This window comes from Paraburkholderia metrosideri (assembly GCF_904848625.1).
Classification (GTDB): domain Bacteria; phylum Pseudomonadota; class Gammaproteobacteria; order Burkholderiales; family Burkholderiaceae; genus Paraburkholderia; species Paraburkholderia metrosideri.
Window position 1 is genome coordinate 29,044 of sequence record NZ_CAJHCP010000010.1, and the last position, 15,671, is coordinate 44,714.

14 protein-coding genes are annotated in these 15,671 nt (G+C 58.1%); 4 read left to right on the forward strand and 10 right to left on the reverse strand.

The genetic code is table 11. From position 1 onward, the window contains the following. Window positions 1-40: 40 nt before the first annotated feature. Window positions 41-961: a LysR family transcriptional regulator gene (locus LMG28727_RS22415; RefSeq protein WP_201644510.1), complete on the forward strand. Its 921-nt coding sequence runs from the start codon at window positions 41-43 to the stop codon at window positions 959-961. Window positions 962-1,316: 355 nt separating this feature from the next. Here the strand turns inward: LMG28727_RS22415 and LMG28727_RS22420 are convergent, their stop codons facing one another. Genes LMG28727_RS22420 through LMG28727_RS22435 form a run of 4 tightly spaced genes read right to left on the reverse strand, consistent with a single transcriptional unit; the run spans window position 1,317 to window position 6,118 of the window. Next, window positions 1,317-2,312 carry an MDR family oxidoreductase gene (locus LMG28727_RS22420; protein WP_201644511.1) on the reverse strand — a complete coding sequence of 332 codons (996 nt, stop codon included), beginning with the start codon at window positions 2,310-2,312 and terminating at the stop codon, window positions 1,317-1,319. A gap of 37 nt (window positions 2,313-2,349) precedes the next feature. Further along, window positions 2,350-3,165, reverse strand: a complete 816-nt coding sequence (locus LMG28727_RS22425) for an enoyl-CoA hydratase/isomerase family protein (RefSeq protein WP_201644512.1) — start codon at window positions 3,163-3,165, stop codon at window positions 2,350-2,352. A gap of 20 nt (window positions 3,166-3,185) precedes the next feature. Then, window positions 3,186-4,685 (reverse strand): class I adenylate-forming enzyme family protein, encoded by a 1,500-nt coding sequence (locus LMG28727_RS22430; protein WP_201644513.1) that lies wholly within the window; start codon window positions 4,683-4,685, stop codon window positions 3,186-3,188. A gap of 44 nt (window positions 4,686-4,729) precedes the next feature. Next, window positions 4,730-6,118 (reverse strand): short-chain fatty acid transporter, encoded by a 1,389-nt coding sequence (locus LMG28727_RS22435; RefSeq protein ID WP_201644514.1) that lies wholly within the window; start codon window positions 6,116-6,118, stop codon window positions 4,730-4,732. A gap of 181 nt (window positions 6,119-6,299) precedes the next feature. On the opposite strand from LMG28727_RS22435, the gene LMG28727_RS22440 reads away from it, so the two are divergent. Continuing rightward, window positions 6,300-7,556 (forward strand): MFS transporter, encoded by a 1,257-nt coding sequence (locus tag LMG28727_RS22440; RefSeq protein WP_328811165.1) that lies wholly within the window; start codon window positions 6,300-6,302, stop codon window positions 7,554-7,556. Window positions 7,557-7,590: 34 nt separating this feature from the next. Next, window positions 7,591-8,211 (forward strand): acrylate utilization transcriptional regulator AcuR, encoded by a 621-nt coding sequence (gene acuR, locus LMG28727_RS22445; RefSeq protein ID WP_201644515.1) that lies wholly within the window; start codon window positions 7,591-7,593, stop codon window positions 8,209-8,211. A 134-nt stretch (window positions 8,212-8,345) separates the two neighbouring features. Here acuR and LMG28727_RS22450 read toward each other — a convergent pair whose 3' ends face one another. From LMG28727_RS22450 to LMG28727_RS22475, 6 genes are all read right to left on the reverse strand, one after another. Then, window positions 8,346-8,849 carry a hypothetical protein gene (locus LMG28727_RS22450; protein WP_201644516.1) on the reverse strand — a complete coding sequence of 168 codons (504 nt, stop codon included), beginning with the start codon at window positions 8,847-8,849 and terminating at the stop codon, window positions 8,346-8,348. Window positions 8,850-9,044: 195 nt separating this feature from the next. Further along, window positions 9,045-9,254, reverse strand: a complete 210-nt coding sequence (locus LMG28727_RS22455; protein ID WP_201644517.1) for a hypothetical protein — start codon at window positions 9,252-9,254, stop codon at window positions 9,045-9,047. A gap of 530 nt (window positions 9,255-9,784) precedes the next feature. Continuing rightward, window positions 9,785-12,139, reverse strand: a complete 2,355-nt coding sequence (locus tag LMG28727_RS22460) for a sensor domain-containing protein (RefSeq protein WP_236592244.1) — start codon at window positions 12,137-12,139, stop codon at window positions 9,785-9,787. 218 nt (window positions 12,140-12,357) lie between these two features. Continuing rightward, window positions 12,358-13,023: a rhomboid family intramembrane serine protease gene (locus LMG28727_RS22465; RefSeq protein ID WP_236592246.1), complete on the reverse strand. Its 666-nt coding sequence runs from the start codon at window positions 13,021-13,023 to the stop codon at window positions 12,358-12,360. 72 nt (window positions 13,024-13,095) lie between these two features. Beyond that, window positions 13,096-13,554, reverse strand: a complete 459-nt coding sequence (locus LMG28727_RS22470) for an ANTAR domain-containing protein (RefSeq protein WP_201644519.1) — start codon at window positions 13,552-13,554, stop codon at window positions 13,096-13,098. 366 nt (window positions 13,555-13,920) lie between these two features. Then, the gene (locus tag LMG28727_RS22475) at window positions 13,921-14,901 is read right to left on the reverse strand and encodes a Crp/Fnr family transcriptional regulator (protein ID WP_236592248.1); all 981 of its coding nucleotides are present in this window, start codon (window positions 14,899-14,901) and stop codon (window positions 13,921-13,923) included. A gap of 101 nt (window positions 14,902-15,002) precedes the next feature. Between LMG28727_RS22475 and LMG28727_RS22480 the strand changes: the two genes are divergently transcribed. After that, window positions 15,003-15,497: a hypothetical protein gene (locus tag LMG28727_RS22480; protein ID WP_201644521.1), complete on the forward strand. Its 495-nt coding sequence runs from the start codon at window positions 15,003-15,005 to the stop codon at window positions 15,495-15,497. Window positions 15,498-15,671 lie beyond the last annotated feature (174 nt).

The window sequence follows — 15,671 nt, forward strand, 5'->3', positions numbered from 1 at the left end:
ATTGGCGGAAATTTGCCACAGAACCCATTAATATGGGGGAATGGATATCCTCAAGGCGATGAACGTTTTCGTGCACGTGGTCGACACCGGCAGCCTGACGGCTGCGGCGCTCGCGTGTGATCTGTCGCCCACCATGGTCGGCAATCATCTGCATGCGCTGGAGGAACGACTCGGTACGAGGCTGATCCACCGCACCACGCGCAAGCAGCAGATCAGCGTGTTTGGGCGCGCTTACTACGACCGTTGTGTGGAAATTCTCGGCCTCGTGAACGACGCCGAAAACCTGGCGCTCGACCATCACGCGACCCCGCGCGGACGCCTGCGGCTCACTGCACCCGTGATCTTTAGCAACGAGTGCCTGATCCCTGCCATCGCGGACTATTGCGAGCGCTACCCCGAAGTGCAACTCGATGTGGTCGCGACCGATGCATTGTCCGACCTGATTGAGGACGGATTCGAAGCGGCCATTCGCATCGGCACGCCGAGTGAGCCCGACGTCGTGGCTCGCCCTTTGCGGCCGTATCGCCTCGTGCTGTGTGCATCGCGCGCATACCTGGATTCGAACGGCGTACCGGCGGCGCCCGAAGAGCTTCGCGCTCACCAATGTCTCACCTACGCGTTTCCACTCCGTTCGGAAATGCGCGCGGCACGGCCTGAATGGACGCTGTCTGGCCCGACCGGAAGCGTCAGTGTGCCCATCAATGGCCGCCTGAAGATCGACAATGCCGATGCGCTTCGCAGGGCTGTGCTTGCCGGCATGGGCATCGCCATGCTGCCCGCCATTCTGATCGACGCGGATCTCAGCGCAAACCGGTTGGTCGAGGTACTGCCGGAGTATGCGCCGCCCATCCGGCCGGTCTCGCTGTTGTATTTGCGCGATCGCCAGATGTCTCCGAAGCTTCGCAGTTTCATCGACTTTATCGTGGAGCGATTTGGCGTTGTCTCGGGCTCGCCCGGTTGACGACCGGTTGGCGAAGAGCGTTCCTCAAGCATGTGCGAGACAGCCGGATCGCCGCGTAAGCTGGCGCTATCTGATCGACTGGTAGCGCGTGGATGGCTTGACAACGCCCAGTAGTGACGTGTCGCGCGGATTTCAGAAGCGGTGATTGCGATGGCTCAAGAGCGGCCTTGGAGGCAGCGCACGTCAGCAGGGAGAGCAGATTGTCGATACGACGATTTTCAGGGTTCGGCGATCGCTCGCCGATTAACTCAATGTAGTGTGCGGGGGTTGTCCATTGGAATCCCCTCGCACACATCACAGAGCACGGCTTCGTTGGAATTTTCCTGGATTCTTTGTCTCCAGGTTCCAGCTTCCGTTAGTTCACGTCGACGAGTACACGACCGCGCAACTCACCCGCGAGCATGGCTTCTGCTGCGGCACCGACTTCTGCGAGTGCCACGGTTCTCGCGGTGATCCCATCCAGCATTTCCATGGGCAGGTCGACGACAATGCGATTCCACGCGTTGATACGGTCTTCCAGCGGGAGCATGACCGAGTCCACGCCGAGGAGTTTGACGCCGCGAAGAATGAATGGCATGACGGTGGTCGGCAAATCAGCGCCCCCGGCGAGTCCACAGGCGGCAACGACGCCGTTGTAGTTCATCTCGGCGAGCACCCGGGCAAGCACTTTCGAACCGACCGTATCAATCGCCGCTGACCATTTCTGGCCTTCGAGCGCGCGCGGCGGGTCAGCCCACAGGGGACCGTCAACGAACTCTTGCGCACCCAGGCTCTTCACGTAATCATGCTTTTCCGTGTTGCCGGTGAGAGCGGAAACCTTATAGCCCAACTTGCCGAGGATGGCGACGGCCACGCTGCCAACGCCACCCGCGGCGCCGGTCACGAGCACTGGACCGCTTTGCGGCGTGATACCGGCATTTTCAAGCGCATTCACGCACAGCATTCCCGTGAAGCCGGCCGTGCCGATCATCATGGCCTGGCGGGTCGTGAGCCCGGCAGGCAACGGTACGAGCCATTCACCACGAACCCGTTGATACTGACTGTAGCCGCCCCAGTATTTTTCGCCCACGCTCCATCCCGTTAGCACGACCTTCTGGCCCGCTTTCAGGTTCGGATTCGACGTTTCAACCACTTCACCGGCGAAGTCAATGCCGGGCACCAGGGGCCATGCTTTAACGATCTTGCCCTTGCCGGTGACAGCGAGCGCATCCTTGAAGTTGATCGTCGAATATTCAATCTTGACGAGGGTGTCTTCATCCGGCAATGAGTCGAAACTCAACTTCTCAATTGCCGCTTTCGTCTTCCGGTCTTCTTCGCGAAGCATCATTGCGTTAAACGTCTGTTCGGACATTAGGTCTTCTCCGGTGAAAATGGGTGGAATAGGTGTTTCAACCTTCGAATCGGCGGTCACGCCATCGGATAGCCTCACGCATGCCCTGTTCGCGTGCGACCTCCATGAAGGCCTGCTTGTCGGGCGAGCCAGCAGATTCAATCGCGTGGTCGATATCCAGAGCGTGATGCAATGATTCCTTCATGCCGCGCACTTCAAAGCTGTGATTGATTGCGCGCTTGGTCGCCCGCACGAGATTGGGGTCGATGACGCACATCGTGCGAGCGATTCGAAGCGCTTCGTTCAAATGTTCGCCGTCAGGCACGACGCGATTCACGAAGCCCAGTTCTGCAGCCCGTGTCGCATCGATGTGGTCAAGGCCAGTCAGAATGATTTCCTTCGCCTGCTTGGGATTGGCCATCCAGGGCAATAGCATCGTGACGATGCCGGCACCAAACTTGAGTTCGGGCTCGCCGAAAATGGCCGATTGCGCAGCCACCGTGAGGTCACATGCCAGCGCAATTTCAAACGCACCGGCGAGGCACGCGCCGTGCACCGCTGCGATAGTGGGTTTCGGGCAATCCCAGAAACGCATGGTCGTGTTGTAGTCGCGGTCGAGAATTTCGCGCCAGAGTGCGTCGCCCTCCGGTCTCGCCTCCATCTGCTCCTTCAGGTCAAAGCCCGACGAGAACGCTTTGCCTTCGCCGTTTATGACGACAACCTTGACATGATCGTCGCTCTCGGCCAGATCCATTGCGGCATTAATCTCATGGAGCGATTTCTTGCCTAATGCATTGAGGCGCTCGGGGCGATCAAGAGTGATGGTTGCTATCGAAGCATTGACGCCGTATTTCAGGGTCGTGAAGTCGGACATTGGGAATTTCCTATTCGGTTTCAGGAACGACCTGCAATTGGCGCAAGCACGCCACCTGCAATCATGTTTCGAAGCTCACGCCGGTCTGCCTTTCCAGTGCGGCCCACCGGCAACGCCTCGTCGATATAGATAAAGTCCGGCAGCTTGAAGCGGTCCAGTTTCGTCGCGAGGAACGTTCGCAGCGCTTCAGCGTCGACTGCGAATCCTGTATTGAGGACGATGAGCGCGTGAATTCGCTCCCCGAGAATTTCATCGGGCGCGCCCACGACCATGCAGTCGCTGACCGCGTCGAACTGCTTGATTGCGCGCTCGACTTCCATGGGAGTGACTTTGTTTCCACCGCGAGAAATGAGCTCCTTGGCCCGGCCCATCAGACGCACCTGGCCGTCAGCGTCGAGTGTTGCGAGGTCACCTGTTCTGAACCAGCCATCGGAGAATGCGGCCTGCGTGAGTGCAGGTTCATCCAGATAGCCTTTCGTCAGGAACGGGCTGTTGATTTGCAATTCGCCGATTGAACCCGCGGGCGCATCGACGCCGACCTCATCGACGACGCGAAATTTCACGCGACTGGATGGAAGACCTAGTGAGTGCGGATTGGCCTGACGGTCTCCGGGAAACTGAAAGAAGTCGCACGTCGACGTCTCTGTCAGGCCAAAGATGTTCACCAGGTCGGTATCGGGAAACAGGTTGCCGAGTTGCGTCGCAAGCTGTTCGCTCAGTTGTTCGCCTCCAGTCAGAATCTGGCGGAGTGTCGGACAACTTGCGGTGAATCCTCGAGGGTCGTCTGCATCCTGCGCAAGCACGGCAAGCATCGCTCGCAGCATGGTCGGCACGACACCCACCCGGTGAATCTGTTCGTTTCTCAATTGATCGAGCAGAAGCGCCGGGACAAATTTTTGCGGCAGCACGATGGTGCCTCCGCCGATCAAGGTCAGCAGACTGACCCAGATGCCAAAGCTGAAAGTGATATTGAGAAGCTGCAGCGTGCGCTCATTGCGGCGGAAGTGAATCATCGCGTCGATTGCCCGGAGCTTCCCGGCGAAGGCGTCGTGGCTGACCACGACGCCCTTCGGAACACCCGTCGACCCCGACGTGAAAATAACGAGTGCAGCATTTTCCAATGGCTGCCGCGCAGGCGGCGCGACGTCGCTGATCTGCGCGACGGGATTCGAACCCGGTGCTGCTCCCTGCGCGACGTCGACCACCAACCGGGCTCTGGTCCTGTGATGGATGGCGTCAATGACACCCGCAGGTGATGTTCTGTGAATGGGCACTGCGACTCCACCCGCCAGCCAGACGCCGAGGAAGCCGGCGAGATCCGACGGATGATTGGAGACAAGTACATGGACAGGCTCATTGGCCTCGCATGTGCGCTCGTTCAGTGCGCGCTGGACGACGATAGCTTCGTCGAGCAGCGCCTCGTAGGTCAGCTTGCTTTCTGCAGCATCGATTGCTATCGCGTCGCCATACTTGCGGCATGCCGCTGCCAGCAGATATCCAAGATTTTGCATGTCGTCCATGAGCTTTCAGTCTTACCAGAGAGTGCGGGCGGGTGGATTGAGCGTTACAGCAACAGAAGCGTCGCTCCCATCACTGCGAACATCGCGAAGAAGATGATGACGGTGAAGCCCATCACACGGCCCATGCCGACACCTGCGATCGCCAGCAGCGGAATGACCCACATCGGCTGGATCATGTCCGCGACGCCTTCGCCAAGCGCCACGGAAATGGCGACGGCATGCTGCGAGACACCGAGATGTTGGGCAGCGGGAACAACGAACGGTGCCTGGACAATCCAGTGACCGCCCGCGCTCGGCACAAACATGCTGATGAGAACCGACGAGACGAAACTCCAGAACGGAAGCGTGTGAGTCGTCGAGAAGCTGATAAACCATTGTGCGATGACGTCAGCGAGACCGGTAACCGTCATGACGCCCATGATGCCGCCATAGATCGGGAACTGGAGGAGCACCGGGCCGGCCACCCGGGCGGCGTTGTTGATGGCCGTCAGATAGGCGCGCGGCGTCCAGTGCGTCACGAGGCCGAGCATCAGGAAAATCATGACGAGCATATTCAGGTCCATCGTGAACGAACCTGCAACCAGCTTCTTAACGATATAACCGAGGCCCAGCGCGACGAGAATCAGGTTAAGTACCCATCCGTTGTCGAGCCAGCCTGCAATCGTGTTCGGGCGTTTGCTCGAGACCTCGACGGTGTCTTCCTGGATAAGACGCTTGGGGTCAGCCGCAATGGTTTCAGAATCGCGGGGTTTCATCACACGGAAGACCAGCGGAATCAACACCGCAAGCGCAATGACTGGCACGAAGTTCAGCGGCGAGAACAGGAAGTCTGTCATCGGCAATACCGAACCGGTCACCTTCTCGATGACATTCAGCGGTGAACCCTGAGTCGCACTGAGCAGCGCGATGGAGCTGGAAAGACCGCAGACATACAGGGACCAACCAGCATAGGCTGCCGCGACCAGCCACGCAAAATCCACCTTCACCCGCTTCGCAACCTCACGGGCGAACAGCGCAGAAACGACAAGGCCCACCGCCCAGTTCAGAAGGCCGCCCACCATCGACACGAAAAAGGTCAACGTCATCGCGCCGACAGCGGTGGTGGGAATTGACGCAACCCTTCGAAGCAGCATCGCCACCGGTTTCGACGTGGAAAGCGCGTGGCCTGTCACCAGGGTCAATGCGACCAGAAACGCGAAGCTCGCAATCTTGAACACGCCGTCGTACCAGCTCGTCACGATCGTGCCGAGATCGCCGTGGGGCGCAATGGCCATCGCGAGAATGCAGGTGGTGAGGGTGAGAAGAATGGCAATCACGAACGGGTCTGGCATCACCTTTTCGACGAGCACCACGCACACGCGAGTCAACCCGCGTAGCCCGCACGACCGCACTGGCCGGTCAATCGATGACGCTGCTGCACTCGCCTTTTCCATGGTTCCTGTCTCCGTGTCTGATACGCGTATGTCGCTCAGTTATGTGGGTGTCGAACTAGACGGCCGGTCAGTTTGGACATTTATAGTCCTAGGTTGACTGGTCGTCTACAAAAATCTATAGTTGTTCCGGGTAATTCCTGGGACAGCCCGATTCGAAGCGGAGTCGCATCTGTCGCAGCGGTTGGGCCACGACTTCAATGGAGACTTTCGAGTGGGTACGGAACTGGACACGCGATGTGCTGAGGTACGCGAAAAGTTTCAGGTCAACCGTGCAATAGCGGTGATTGCGATTGCCCAGTTGTTCGGGACCTCCCTCTGGTTCAGTGCAAACGCGGCCATGCATGATCTGCAGACATCGTGGCACCTCACTGCTTCGGACATAGGTTGGCTGACCAATTCCGTTCAGGCGGGCTTTATTGTCGGCACGCTGATTTCGGCATTTACCGGCATTGCCGACCGCCTGCCGACGAGCAAGGTTTTTGCGCTGTGCGGTTTGCTTGGCGCACTCCTGAACGCGCTGTTTGCGTTATGCAGTTCCGGGTTCGCTTCCGCGGTTGTGTTCAGGTTCGGCGTTGGGGTTGCTTTGGCGGGCATCTATCCCCTCGGCATGAAGTTACTCGTTACGTGGGCACCGGGCCGCGCAGCGCAAACGCTCGCATGGCTCGTCGCGATGCTTACGTTAGGAACCGCATCCGTACACGCAATAAGAGGCGTGTTCGATCATGTCTCGTGGCATCTGGTTGTCCTTACTTCGTCTGTCCTCGCCATTGCAGGTGCGCTGATGGTGTGGTTTTTAGGCGAAGGTCCATTTGCTCGCCGGGCCGTAGCCAAGGCCAATCTGGGTGGGTTGAGTTCCGTGTTTCGCATACCCGCATTTCGGGCTGCGGCATTCGGATACTTCGGCCATATGTGGGAGCTTTACGCTTTCTGGACCTTGGTCCCGATACTCGTTGCGCAAGCACTGGGGCGAGTGGCAACGGCGTCTACGAGAGAAGTGGCGCTCTGGTCGTTCGCGGTGATTGCGATAGGCGCAGCAGGTTGCGTGTTAGGCGGCGCCTTCAGTCATCGGTTTGGGAGCGCACGCGCGGCTTTTATCGCGCTTCTCGTGTCCGGAAGTCTGTGCCTGCTTTATCCATTTGTTGCCGGCAAGGTGCCTCTTTACGTGCAACTTGCGCTGCTGCTTGTCTGGGGCCTTGCAGTGGTGGCGGATTCACCGCAGTTTTCGGCATTATCGGTACGTGCCTGCCCGCCAGAGCAAGTAGGCGGCGCCCTCACCATGCAGAATAGTTTCGGGTTCCTGCTGTCGGCGTGCTCGATTTTCACCGCAACAAGTGCATACCACGCTCTGGGTTCATGGATTTCACTCGTGCTGCTTCCCGGGCCGATATTCGGACTTTTTGCGATGAGCCCGTTACTGAGCAAACGGCCGCACTGGTAGACAGGTACTCAATCATCTCAAGGACGCTAGAACAATGGCAACAACAACCACCAAACGTGATACAGGTCGCCGGTCAGAACTGGTTCGGCTCGGCGTGGCCATTCTCACCGAAAAGGGCTTCTATAACTTTTCGCTCGATGAACTCGTTGCGCTAGCAGGTGTTCCGAAGGGCTCCTTCCACTATTATTTCAATAGCAAGGATGCCTACGGACTTGAGGTGATACAGGCCTATTCAGACTACTTTGTGAAGAAGCTCGACCTGCATCTGACCGACACGTCGCTTTCTCCACTCGAGCGAATAAAGGCATTTACCGAAGACGCATCCAAGGGCATGCAACGGCACAAGTTCAAGCGCGGGTGTCTTGTCGGAAACCTCAGCCAGGAGCTTGCCGCGCTGGATGAGAACTTCCGCACGAAACTTCTGGAAGTGCTGCAGGAGTGGCGCGACCGGATTCAAGTGTGCCTCGAAGAAGGCAAACAGGTCGGCGAGATTCGCGAGGACGCGGACACGGCGGCGTTGTCGCGTTATTTCTGGAACGCCTGGGAAGGCGCTGTCATGTGTTCGAAGCTCGAGAAGTCGAGAAGGCCACTGGACGACGCCAGCGCTGCCTTTCTCGCTCACGTGGCGTGGCCCAATCAGACACAGGCCTCGTAACTCGGAGACGCCCGGCGACACGCTTTGAGTCCAACCGAGACGACGGGGTGACGCTTTGGTTGGACGCCTTTGCCTAAGCAGTCGTACGCGAACGTAGCCACCCCTTCCTTTTATCGTCGACCTGGCAACGCGGCTCAGTGCGATGGGTGTGCAAACGGATTGATTGGTTGGACCTTCTTAGGGTCCTTAACCCGTTCCAGCATCTGGCAGCGCCCCCAGCCTGCAACCATCTGTTCGAGCCCGCGCACGACATTCGATTCCATCGCCTGTACCCCCGCGTCGCCATTGAAGTTGGCACTGAACGCAGCATGGAATCGATATTGGAAGTAGGCAGAGACCTCCGCAATGCGCTCGGGCGTATTGGAGTCCGTGAAAATGACGGATTCGGGTGAAAACGGGTCATAGTGGATGACGTTCGGATACTCGGTTGCCACCGCCACGCGCGGTTCTTCGCTGACTAGCAGCGAGCCGACCAACTGGATCGATCCCTTCATCCCTTTTGGCGTCTTGAACACCCAGATGCGCTTCGGCAATCGCTCTGCGAGTTGCACGATTTTCGGATTGTTGGACGCAAAATAGCCAACTTCACCGTTCTTCAGATTCTGCTCGAGCCTCTGCCAGTAATAAAAAATATCCATTTGATGCCTGTCTGGTGATGCCCGTCTCACGGCGGGGTTTAGTCAAGGCGCGAATGTTACTAGAAGTCGTCGGCATACGGTGCAGCGCGCATGAGAATGGACGCAGCGAATCCCCGCCGGTTCCGGCGCTCATACCGATACTTTGATGCAAAATGCAACGTTATTCATGGCTGCCAGCGACCATTCGACGAGCACCTACGGCCTGAAGTGCCGGGTGTCGACGCCGGCCTTTTTCAGCGCGGCGTCAATCAAGGTGAGTTCCGCGCCGAAGTCCAGCGCCCATTCCTCACCGTCACACCGCACGGTCATGCCGTTGTGCATCGAAATCAGGTGCCGCGCCTTGTATAGGGCATCGACAAGTTTCGACTCCCGCTCGGCCTCACGAACCCACTCGTCCGCTCTCATGATGAAGTTTCCTCAGAATAAAGCACGCGCTCCCCGTTCGCCTTCAGGTGACCGCATGGCTTGCGCTGAACCTTGGACCTATGCCCATCGCGCGGCCCTGATTAAAAAGTGTCAGTTCGCCGTATCGAGTTTCGGGCATACCACTGTATAAATATACAGGTTTTTCGACGAGCGATGTCTACTGGCAGAGTCGGTTGAGGAGATATGCCTATCGCTGCGGCGGGCATCGCAGCACGTGCGCAGCCGTGAAAGGGCGGTGGCTATTGGGTGTCAGGCGTTATCGGCAGAGTTGCCAAGGGGTGCCCGTTTGGAGCGTTGGCCGTCGGAAGCGCTGTTCATCGTGGGGAGGCCATTGGCTTCTGCACAGGATGCGTCACGAGCACTGTCAAGTGCAACCGCTCAGACCATCAGCCGATGGCCCGACTGTGACATCGTGAAAGGACGAGCGCCCTCTCCCGCTTCCATCGCGAATTAGTTTTCAACGCGCGAGGGCAACCGTCACCAAACTGGAAGATCTTGCGGCGTATCCGTTACGCAGACTGGCCAATCGAAGTTTGACCCTGCTGTAGCGCCATTAAGTGGCGCGTAGTCGCCATGCTGGCGGCATTCATCGGCTTCGTCAGGAAGAAGCCCTGGACATAATCGCAACTTGCATCACGCAGAATATGCAATTGCTCCTTCGTTTCCACTCCTTCGGCGGTCACTTTCATACCCAGTTCGTGCGACATCTGAATGATGCCCCGAACAATCGACGCAGTGGCTTCGTCGTGACCGAGCCTCGCCGTAAAAAACCGGTCAATCTTCACTGTGTCCGGCGAGAAATCGGCAAGATAACGCAGGCTGGAATACCCCGTCCCGAAATCGTCTATGGCGATGCGCACGCCCAGACGCTTAAGCGACATCAGCGTTTCCTGTGCTAGGGCCGGGTTTTCCATCAGCGCGCTTTCCGTTAGTTCGATTTCGAGGCAGCGCGGCGGCAAGCGATGTTTGCGCAGTCCCTGGTCGACAACCGCGACGATAGCGTTATCCCGGAGCTGACGCGCCGACACGTTCACCGACATGCAAAGACTGCCTTGACCCGCGGCCCGCCAGATGGCCAATTGTTCAAGGGCCGCGTCCACTACCCATGCCCCAACTTCGACAATGAAGCCGCTCTCTTCCAGTATTGGGATAAAGCTCGCTGGCCCCACCATTCCGCGGGTTGGATGATTCCATCGAACGAGTGCTTCAAGGCTTTTTACCGCCAGCGAACGCGGTTCATGAATACCTTGAAAATGAAGCACGAATTGTCCAGACGCGAGCGCAGCAGGAAGTCCACGCTCCAGTTCGAAATCGCCGAGTACATCGCTGGCCGCTTTGTCGGCAAATCTGAAGCCGTTGCGGCCGCCCTTTTTTGCCGCGTACATCGCAATGTCCGCGCTTGTGAGCAGCGCTTCGTGGTCGTTGCCGTGCTCAGGATGGAGAGAGATGCCGATAGACGCCGTGACGAACGCCCCTGTCTGGTCTTTTCGGGTGCCGCTCGAAAAGACATTGAGAAGAGATTCTGCCAACGTCGTCAACGTGTCCTTATCGCTCGTGCCGTTGACGATCACCGCAAACTCATCTCCTCCGAGGCGGGCAACACACGCATCTGCGGGAAGAGCCTTCTGGATGATGTTCGCGATGTCCTTCAGGAGTCGGTCAGCAGCCGTATGGCCAAGCGTATCGTTGAGAACCTTGAAGCGGTCGAGGTCAATAAACATGAGACCGAACGCGATTTTCTTCGCGCAAAGGACTTTCATCCGCCGAACGAGAGCTGCGCGATTAGCGAGACCTGTCAGTCCGTCCGTGTACGCCAACCGGTCAAGCGCTACGAGACGTTCCTGCTCTACGGTGATGTCCTCGCTGACACCGACAATGCGCGTTACGCTTCCGGCTGCATCGCGGACGGGGTACGCGGTGCTTCTAATCCAGCGGAGGCACCCGTCGGGGCGTCGGATCCGATACTCGAAGCGTCCTTCAGCCGATTCAGCGACGATGCGGCGCATCTCGGCGCGCAACGGCTCCGTGTCCTCGGGCAAGACCAGGTCGAGCCACGCGGAAGGGCTCCGGCTCAACACTTGCGAGGTAATGCCGAAAACCCCTTCAATACCCGCACTTACGTGATAGCAGTGTTCAAAGTCCGGGCTATACGAGTAAAAAGCCAGCCGGACATGTGACTCCATCTCATGCATTAACTCGTTTTGTTCACGGAGCGTTTTCAACAACGCGCTTTGACGAGTGACATCTTCTGAAGCACAAAGCAGAGCCACCACTGCGCCATCCTCAACAACGGGCGTGAGCGTGGAACTCCACCATTTCGCATTTCCCTTGGTCGTGTCGCAGCTTGCAGTGAAACACGTACTCGTCCCCGCCAGAGCGCCGACCCAGGCATCTTCAGCGGCTGAACGGTGTTCGCCCCTCCAGAAATTGAGCCAATCGGCGCCGTCGAGCTGCTCTGGAGTCTCTGCTTCCATTAACGTGGCGCCATGCTCCGACACGCGCAGCATTTTCCCGTCGGTATCAAGCACTTTGAGGCAGTCGCGATTCGCGTCCAGCAGTCCGCTTGCCAGCGCGATAGCGGCATGCTGCCGGGCATGGTCAAAGCCAAGCTTTCGACGAACGAACGCGAACCCGGCAATGCCTGCCGCGATGGACAACGCGAGACGGAAGGCCGGCGCCGCTTCACTGCCCGCTTGCTGCACAAGAGCTCCGACGCCAATTCCAGCGGCAACGGCAATGGATAAGCTTGCTAACGGTACCGACCTGGGTCGGGCATAGCGGGAAAGAAAAAACGTCAGGAACTGCTGGTTCCGGCCAGCCCTACCACCCGTTGTCGCGTCAGCATCGGCCCGAGACTGATTCATATTGCATTTCTGAGGACGCCAAACCGCTCTGAATCCCACGCTGTTCTCCGACTAGCTATTGGGGCGGCTCGGGAAACGCTCTCTGCCACCACGTATTAGCTATTACGGTCTGGTTTCACAAACCTTTAATGCGTTGCTGCGCGAATGTCGAAGATGAAGCCGTTCGACGCGCGTTCATTACCATCGGTCAACGGTTATCGATTATCGAAACGGCCGGCTTATCGCCTGCGCGATCCGCCGGATGAGCCCATGCGGACCACAAGAATTCCGCCCAGCAAGCCACCGATATGGCTCTGCCACGATAGCCCGGGATCAAGCGGCAGCACGCCGATCAACAAGCTGAGACCAAAGCTCGCCATGACGAGCAAGGCCACGATCAGGGCGAGAACTTTGCGTGTGTAATAGCCTCGTGCAATCAGATAGCCGGCATAGCCGAACACCAGCCCGCTCGCCCCAATGTGTACTGAGTAAGACGTACCGAATAGCCACGCGCAGAGGCCGGCGCCCAGCATCGCACCCACGGTGGCCTCCCAGAAATTCGATAGGCGCGGCCACATGCACAGCCAGCCCAGAATGAGCAGACCGCCGGTGTTGGCCGCGATGTGCGCAAGGCTCGCATGAAGCCACGGCGCAAACAGAATCCCTTGCAAGCCGCTCAGCGAACGCGGCACAACGCCGTGCCGGTTCAGATCCAGAAAGGGCATGGCGGCAGACAGAAAGAACACCGCCCACATCGACCCAACGAATAGCGCCAGCAACACAATGCGCGATTTGAGCCGTACGGCGAGTGTGTCCCTGCCGGCATTAGCGCCGCCAAGTTGCATGGTCGGTTGCGGCATGACGAGTTGCTCCGGTCCGTGGATGTCCAGTCGCTGGACAAGCATACCAGGTTCCATTTTCAGAGCCAACGAGCAGTCGTCGGTCGGTACCGCAGAAGTGGAAGGCCCAGAGTGCGGCTAACGAGCGTCGTCTAAAGAGAGTGCCAGGTAGTTATCAAGCATCTCAGCCAGCCTCGATACCTGACAGGGTCCGTAGCATAACCCGTCGAAACCGGCTTCTCGCGCCGTTCTCGTTTCACCTTTGACGGCCGGATCGGTGATTGCGATCAGCAGCGTGCGAGTCATCGCGGGATTGTGAGAAGCAGTTCGTACGAAGTGGAGATCTTCTTGCGTGGCCAGGCGCATGTCGATTAGAAGCACGCCGGGCTGCCAATGCGCCAGAATCAATTCGACATCTTCAATGTCAGTATGGTGTTCCGCCTCGAATCCCTCGCTCCGAAGTCGCTGGGCAATCATCTCTCCGGTTGTGCTGTCGCGATGCAGGACGATAATCAGTCGCGCTTTGCACTTGCACGCTAGCGGCTTGTAATTCCAAAGGACGATGTTTTCAGCGTCTTCACGCGGCAGTGGATTCATTGCAGATTCGCGCTATTCGACACAAGGCGTCGCCGGCCGCAAGCGGGCCGGCGCGCCCGATGTCTCTCTCAAGTTCCAGCGTCTATGCTTGCGCTAGTGTCAAATGAATTTGACATACCGGACTGGCACTGTCAATAGCGCCTAAATAGGGAAATTCCCACTCGCTTGAAAAAGCGGATTGAGAGTGATGCGGCGTTCGAGAACGATGTTTATACGAGACAGGGCTTGTCTGCGCCACGCGCGTAGACAGTCTGAGCAATCATCGAGTCGCGCGCGCCGACGATATAGTCACGAAGAACTTCGGGTGACGTTTGTGCGGGCATGCCCGATCACGTAACGACAGGGAAAGCGTATGCGCCACGCACATCAAGCGTCGCGCAACAGCCTCTCATATTCTCGTCTGACCACGTGATAGCAGCCACACGCCTGAGTTTCAATGCTGTGTCGATCAAGTACCTCGACCCGACAGCCGTCATAGCGGATCGCCCCCATACTTTGCAGCCGCTCTGCAACCTCGGCGACCGTCGCAGCACGAACGCCAAGCAGTTCGGCGATCAGGTCGCCGGTCACGGACAACGAATTGGAGTCGAGTCGGTCAAGGCTTAGCAATAGCCATCGGCAGAATTGCTGGAAAACGGGATGATGGCTATTGCAAATGGCGGTCTGCGCCATTTGCGTGATCAAGGCCTGAGAAAAACGTAGAACAAGATCCTGCAACTGCCCGCCGCGCGCCAGTTCCTCTTTCGCAAAGTCGACATCGAGGCAGTACGTCAGCCCCTCGGTCTGCACGATAGCGCGACTCGGGACCGGTTCACCGCCCATGAAAGCCGCGAGGCCGAGAAGACCGTCGCGTCCAATGACTGCGATCTCGGTAGTCGCGCCGTCGTCGGTCACCTGCAACAACGAAAAGACAGCCGTGGCCGGCAAATAGATGTGCTGCAGGCGGTCGCCGGGTTCATACACCACCGCGCCTAGCGGGAGCGTCATGCTCGTCAGATGTGGCACGATGCGCGCCTGATCTTCGGGTGGCAATGCCGCCAGCAGTCCATTGCCGAAGGGTGCATTTCCCTCCGCGTCCATGCGGCGTGCCTGTGATTCCAGCCGCCCGCGTGAAACCCGAGCGACGAACGCCAGGTGCTGCGCTTCGAGCAGCGCCCGATTCTGATGAGGAAGAAGGCTGAGCACCGCAGAACGTAGTGTGTCCTGTCCCAGTGCGTCGAGGATCCGCAGTTTGGCAAGCGTTCCTAGTTCACTTTTGCCGGTGCGCCAGGCGGAAATCTGCGCACGTGTCAGGCCAAGGCATTCCGCAACTTGAGCATCGCTGCCGAACTGGCCAAGCAGTTTCACGTCGTCGTATAACGCGTGCCAATCAGTCGTCATTCAAACCGCGTCCAAGTAAGTCAAATGTATTTGACGCGCTCGAAGTGCCATGAAATACTTGATCCGCCGTGAGCGCGGGAACTGTTTCTGAAAAACGATTTCGTTATAGCACAGGTCGTGCCGATCTCAACACGCTGAGGCTAGTCCCGGTAGCTACGGTCGAACATCGAATTTATGCAGATTCTAAAAACCCTCTTTTGACCGATTCCATCTCATACGTCGCGCTGCCTCACACACTGTCGGCCAAGCAAGCGGTGACCATCTCCTCGGGGCCCATAGACGACGGTCAGTTTGCGGCCCATGAGCTGGAATTCGTGCGCCATCTTTTTGGATACGCCGAGTTCTTGCGCAATTGCTCGCGCGACACGCCTGTTTCCGATGCGTTCCTGCCGGTGTTAGTGATGCTGCTTGAAATCATCGATCTCAATGCGCCGCTCGAGGCGCGTCGTTGCGTCAGCCAGTTAAAGCAGATACTGGAAGTTACGTTTCCCGACGTGGGTCCAGGCACATGGCCTGAGACTTCCGGCGACAGCGGTAACGCAGAAGACAGACGCTCGCTATAGGAACCAGTCTAACCCCGACTGCGGCTACGGCCCATCGGTACATCTCGCGGACACGCGGATAACCTGCGTCATATCGTCGAAAGCATTTGGCGCCAGGGCAGGTATGGCACGGTCGAGTCACAGAGAGTAAATGAGCGCTGACATACTCCAGCTGCTTTTCACATCTGGCTTTGT

Coding starts and splice junctions, on each gene's coding strand:
- LMG28727_RS22425 (WP_201644512.1), bottom strand. CDS start 3,165: ATGTCCGACTTCACGACCCTGAAATACGGCGTCAATGCTTCGATAGCA.
- acuR (WP_201644515.1), top strand. CDS start 7,591: ATGGCAACAACAACCACCAAACGTGATACAGGTCGCCGGTCAGAACTG.
- LMG28727_RS22470 (WP_201644519.1), bottom strand. CDS start 13,554: ATGAATCCACTGCCGCGTGAAGACGCTGAAAACATCGTCCTTTGGAAT.
- LMG28727_RS22455 (WP_201644517.1), bottom strand. CDS start 9,254: ATGAGAGCGGACGAGTGGGTTCGTGAGGCCGAGCGGGAGTCGAAACTT.
- LMG28727_RS22435 (WP_201644514.1), bottom strand. CDS start 6,118: ATGGAAAAGGCGAGTGCAGCAGCGTCATCGATTGACCGGCCAGTGCGG.
- LMG28727_RS22465 (WP_236592246.1), bottom strand. CDS start 13,023: ATGCTTGTCCAGCGACTGGACATCCACGGACCGGAGCAACTCGTCATG.
- LMG28727_RS22430 (WP_201644513.1), bottom strand. CDS start 4,685: ATGGACGACATGCAAAATCTTGGATATCTGCTGGCAGCGGCATGCCGC.
- LMG28727_RS22420 (WP_201644511.1), bottom strand. CDS start 2,312: ATGTCCGAACAGACGTTTAACGCAATGATGCTTCGCGAAGAAGACCGG.
- LMG28727_RS22460 (WP_236592244.1), bottom strand. CDS start 12,139: ATGAATCAGTCTCGGGCCGATGCTGACGCGACAACGGGTGGTAGGGCT.
- LMG28727_RS22450 (WP_201644516.1), bottom strand. CDS start 8,849: ATGGATATTTTTTATTACTGGCAGAGGCTCGAGCAGAATCTGAAGAAC.
- LMG28727_RS22415 (WP_201644510.1), top strand. CDS start 41: ATGGATATCCTCAAGGCGATGAACGTTTTCGTGCACGTGGTCGACACC.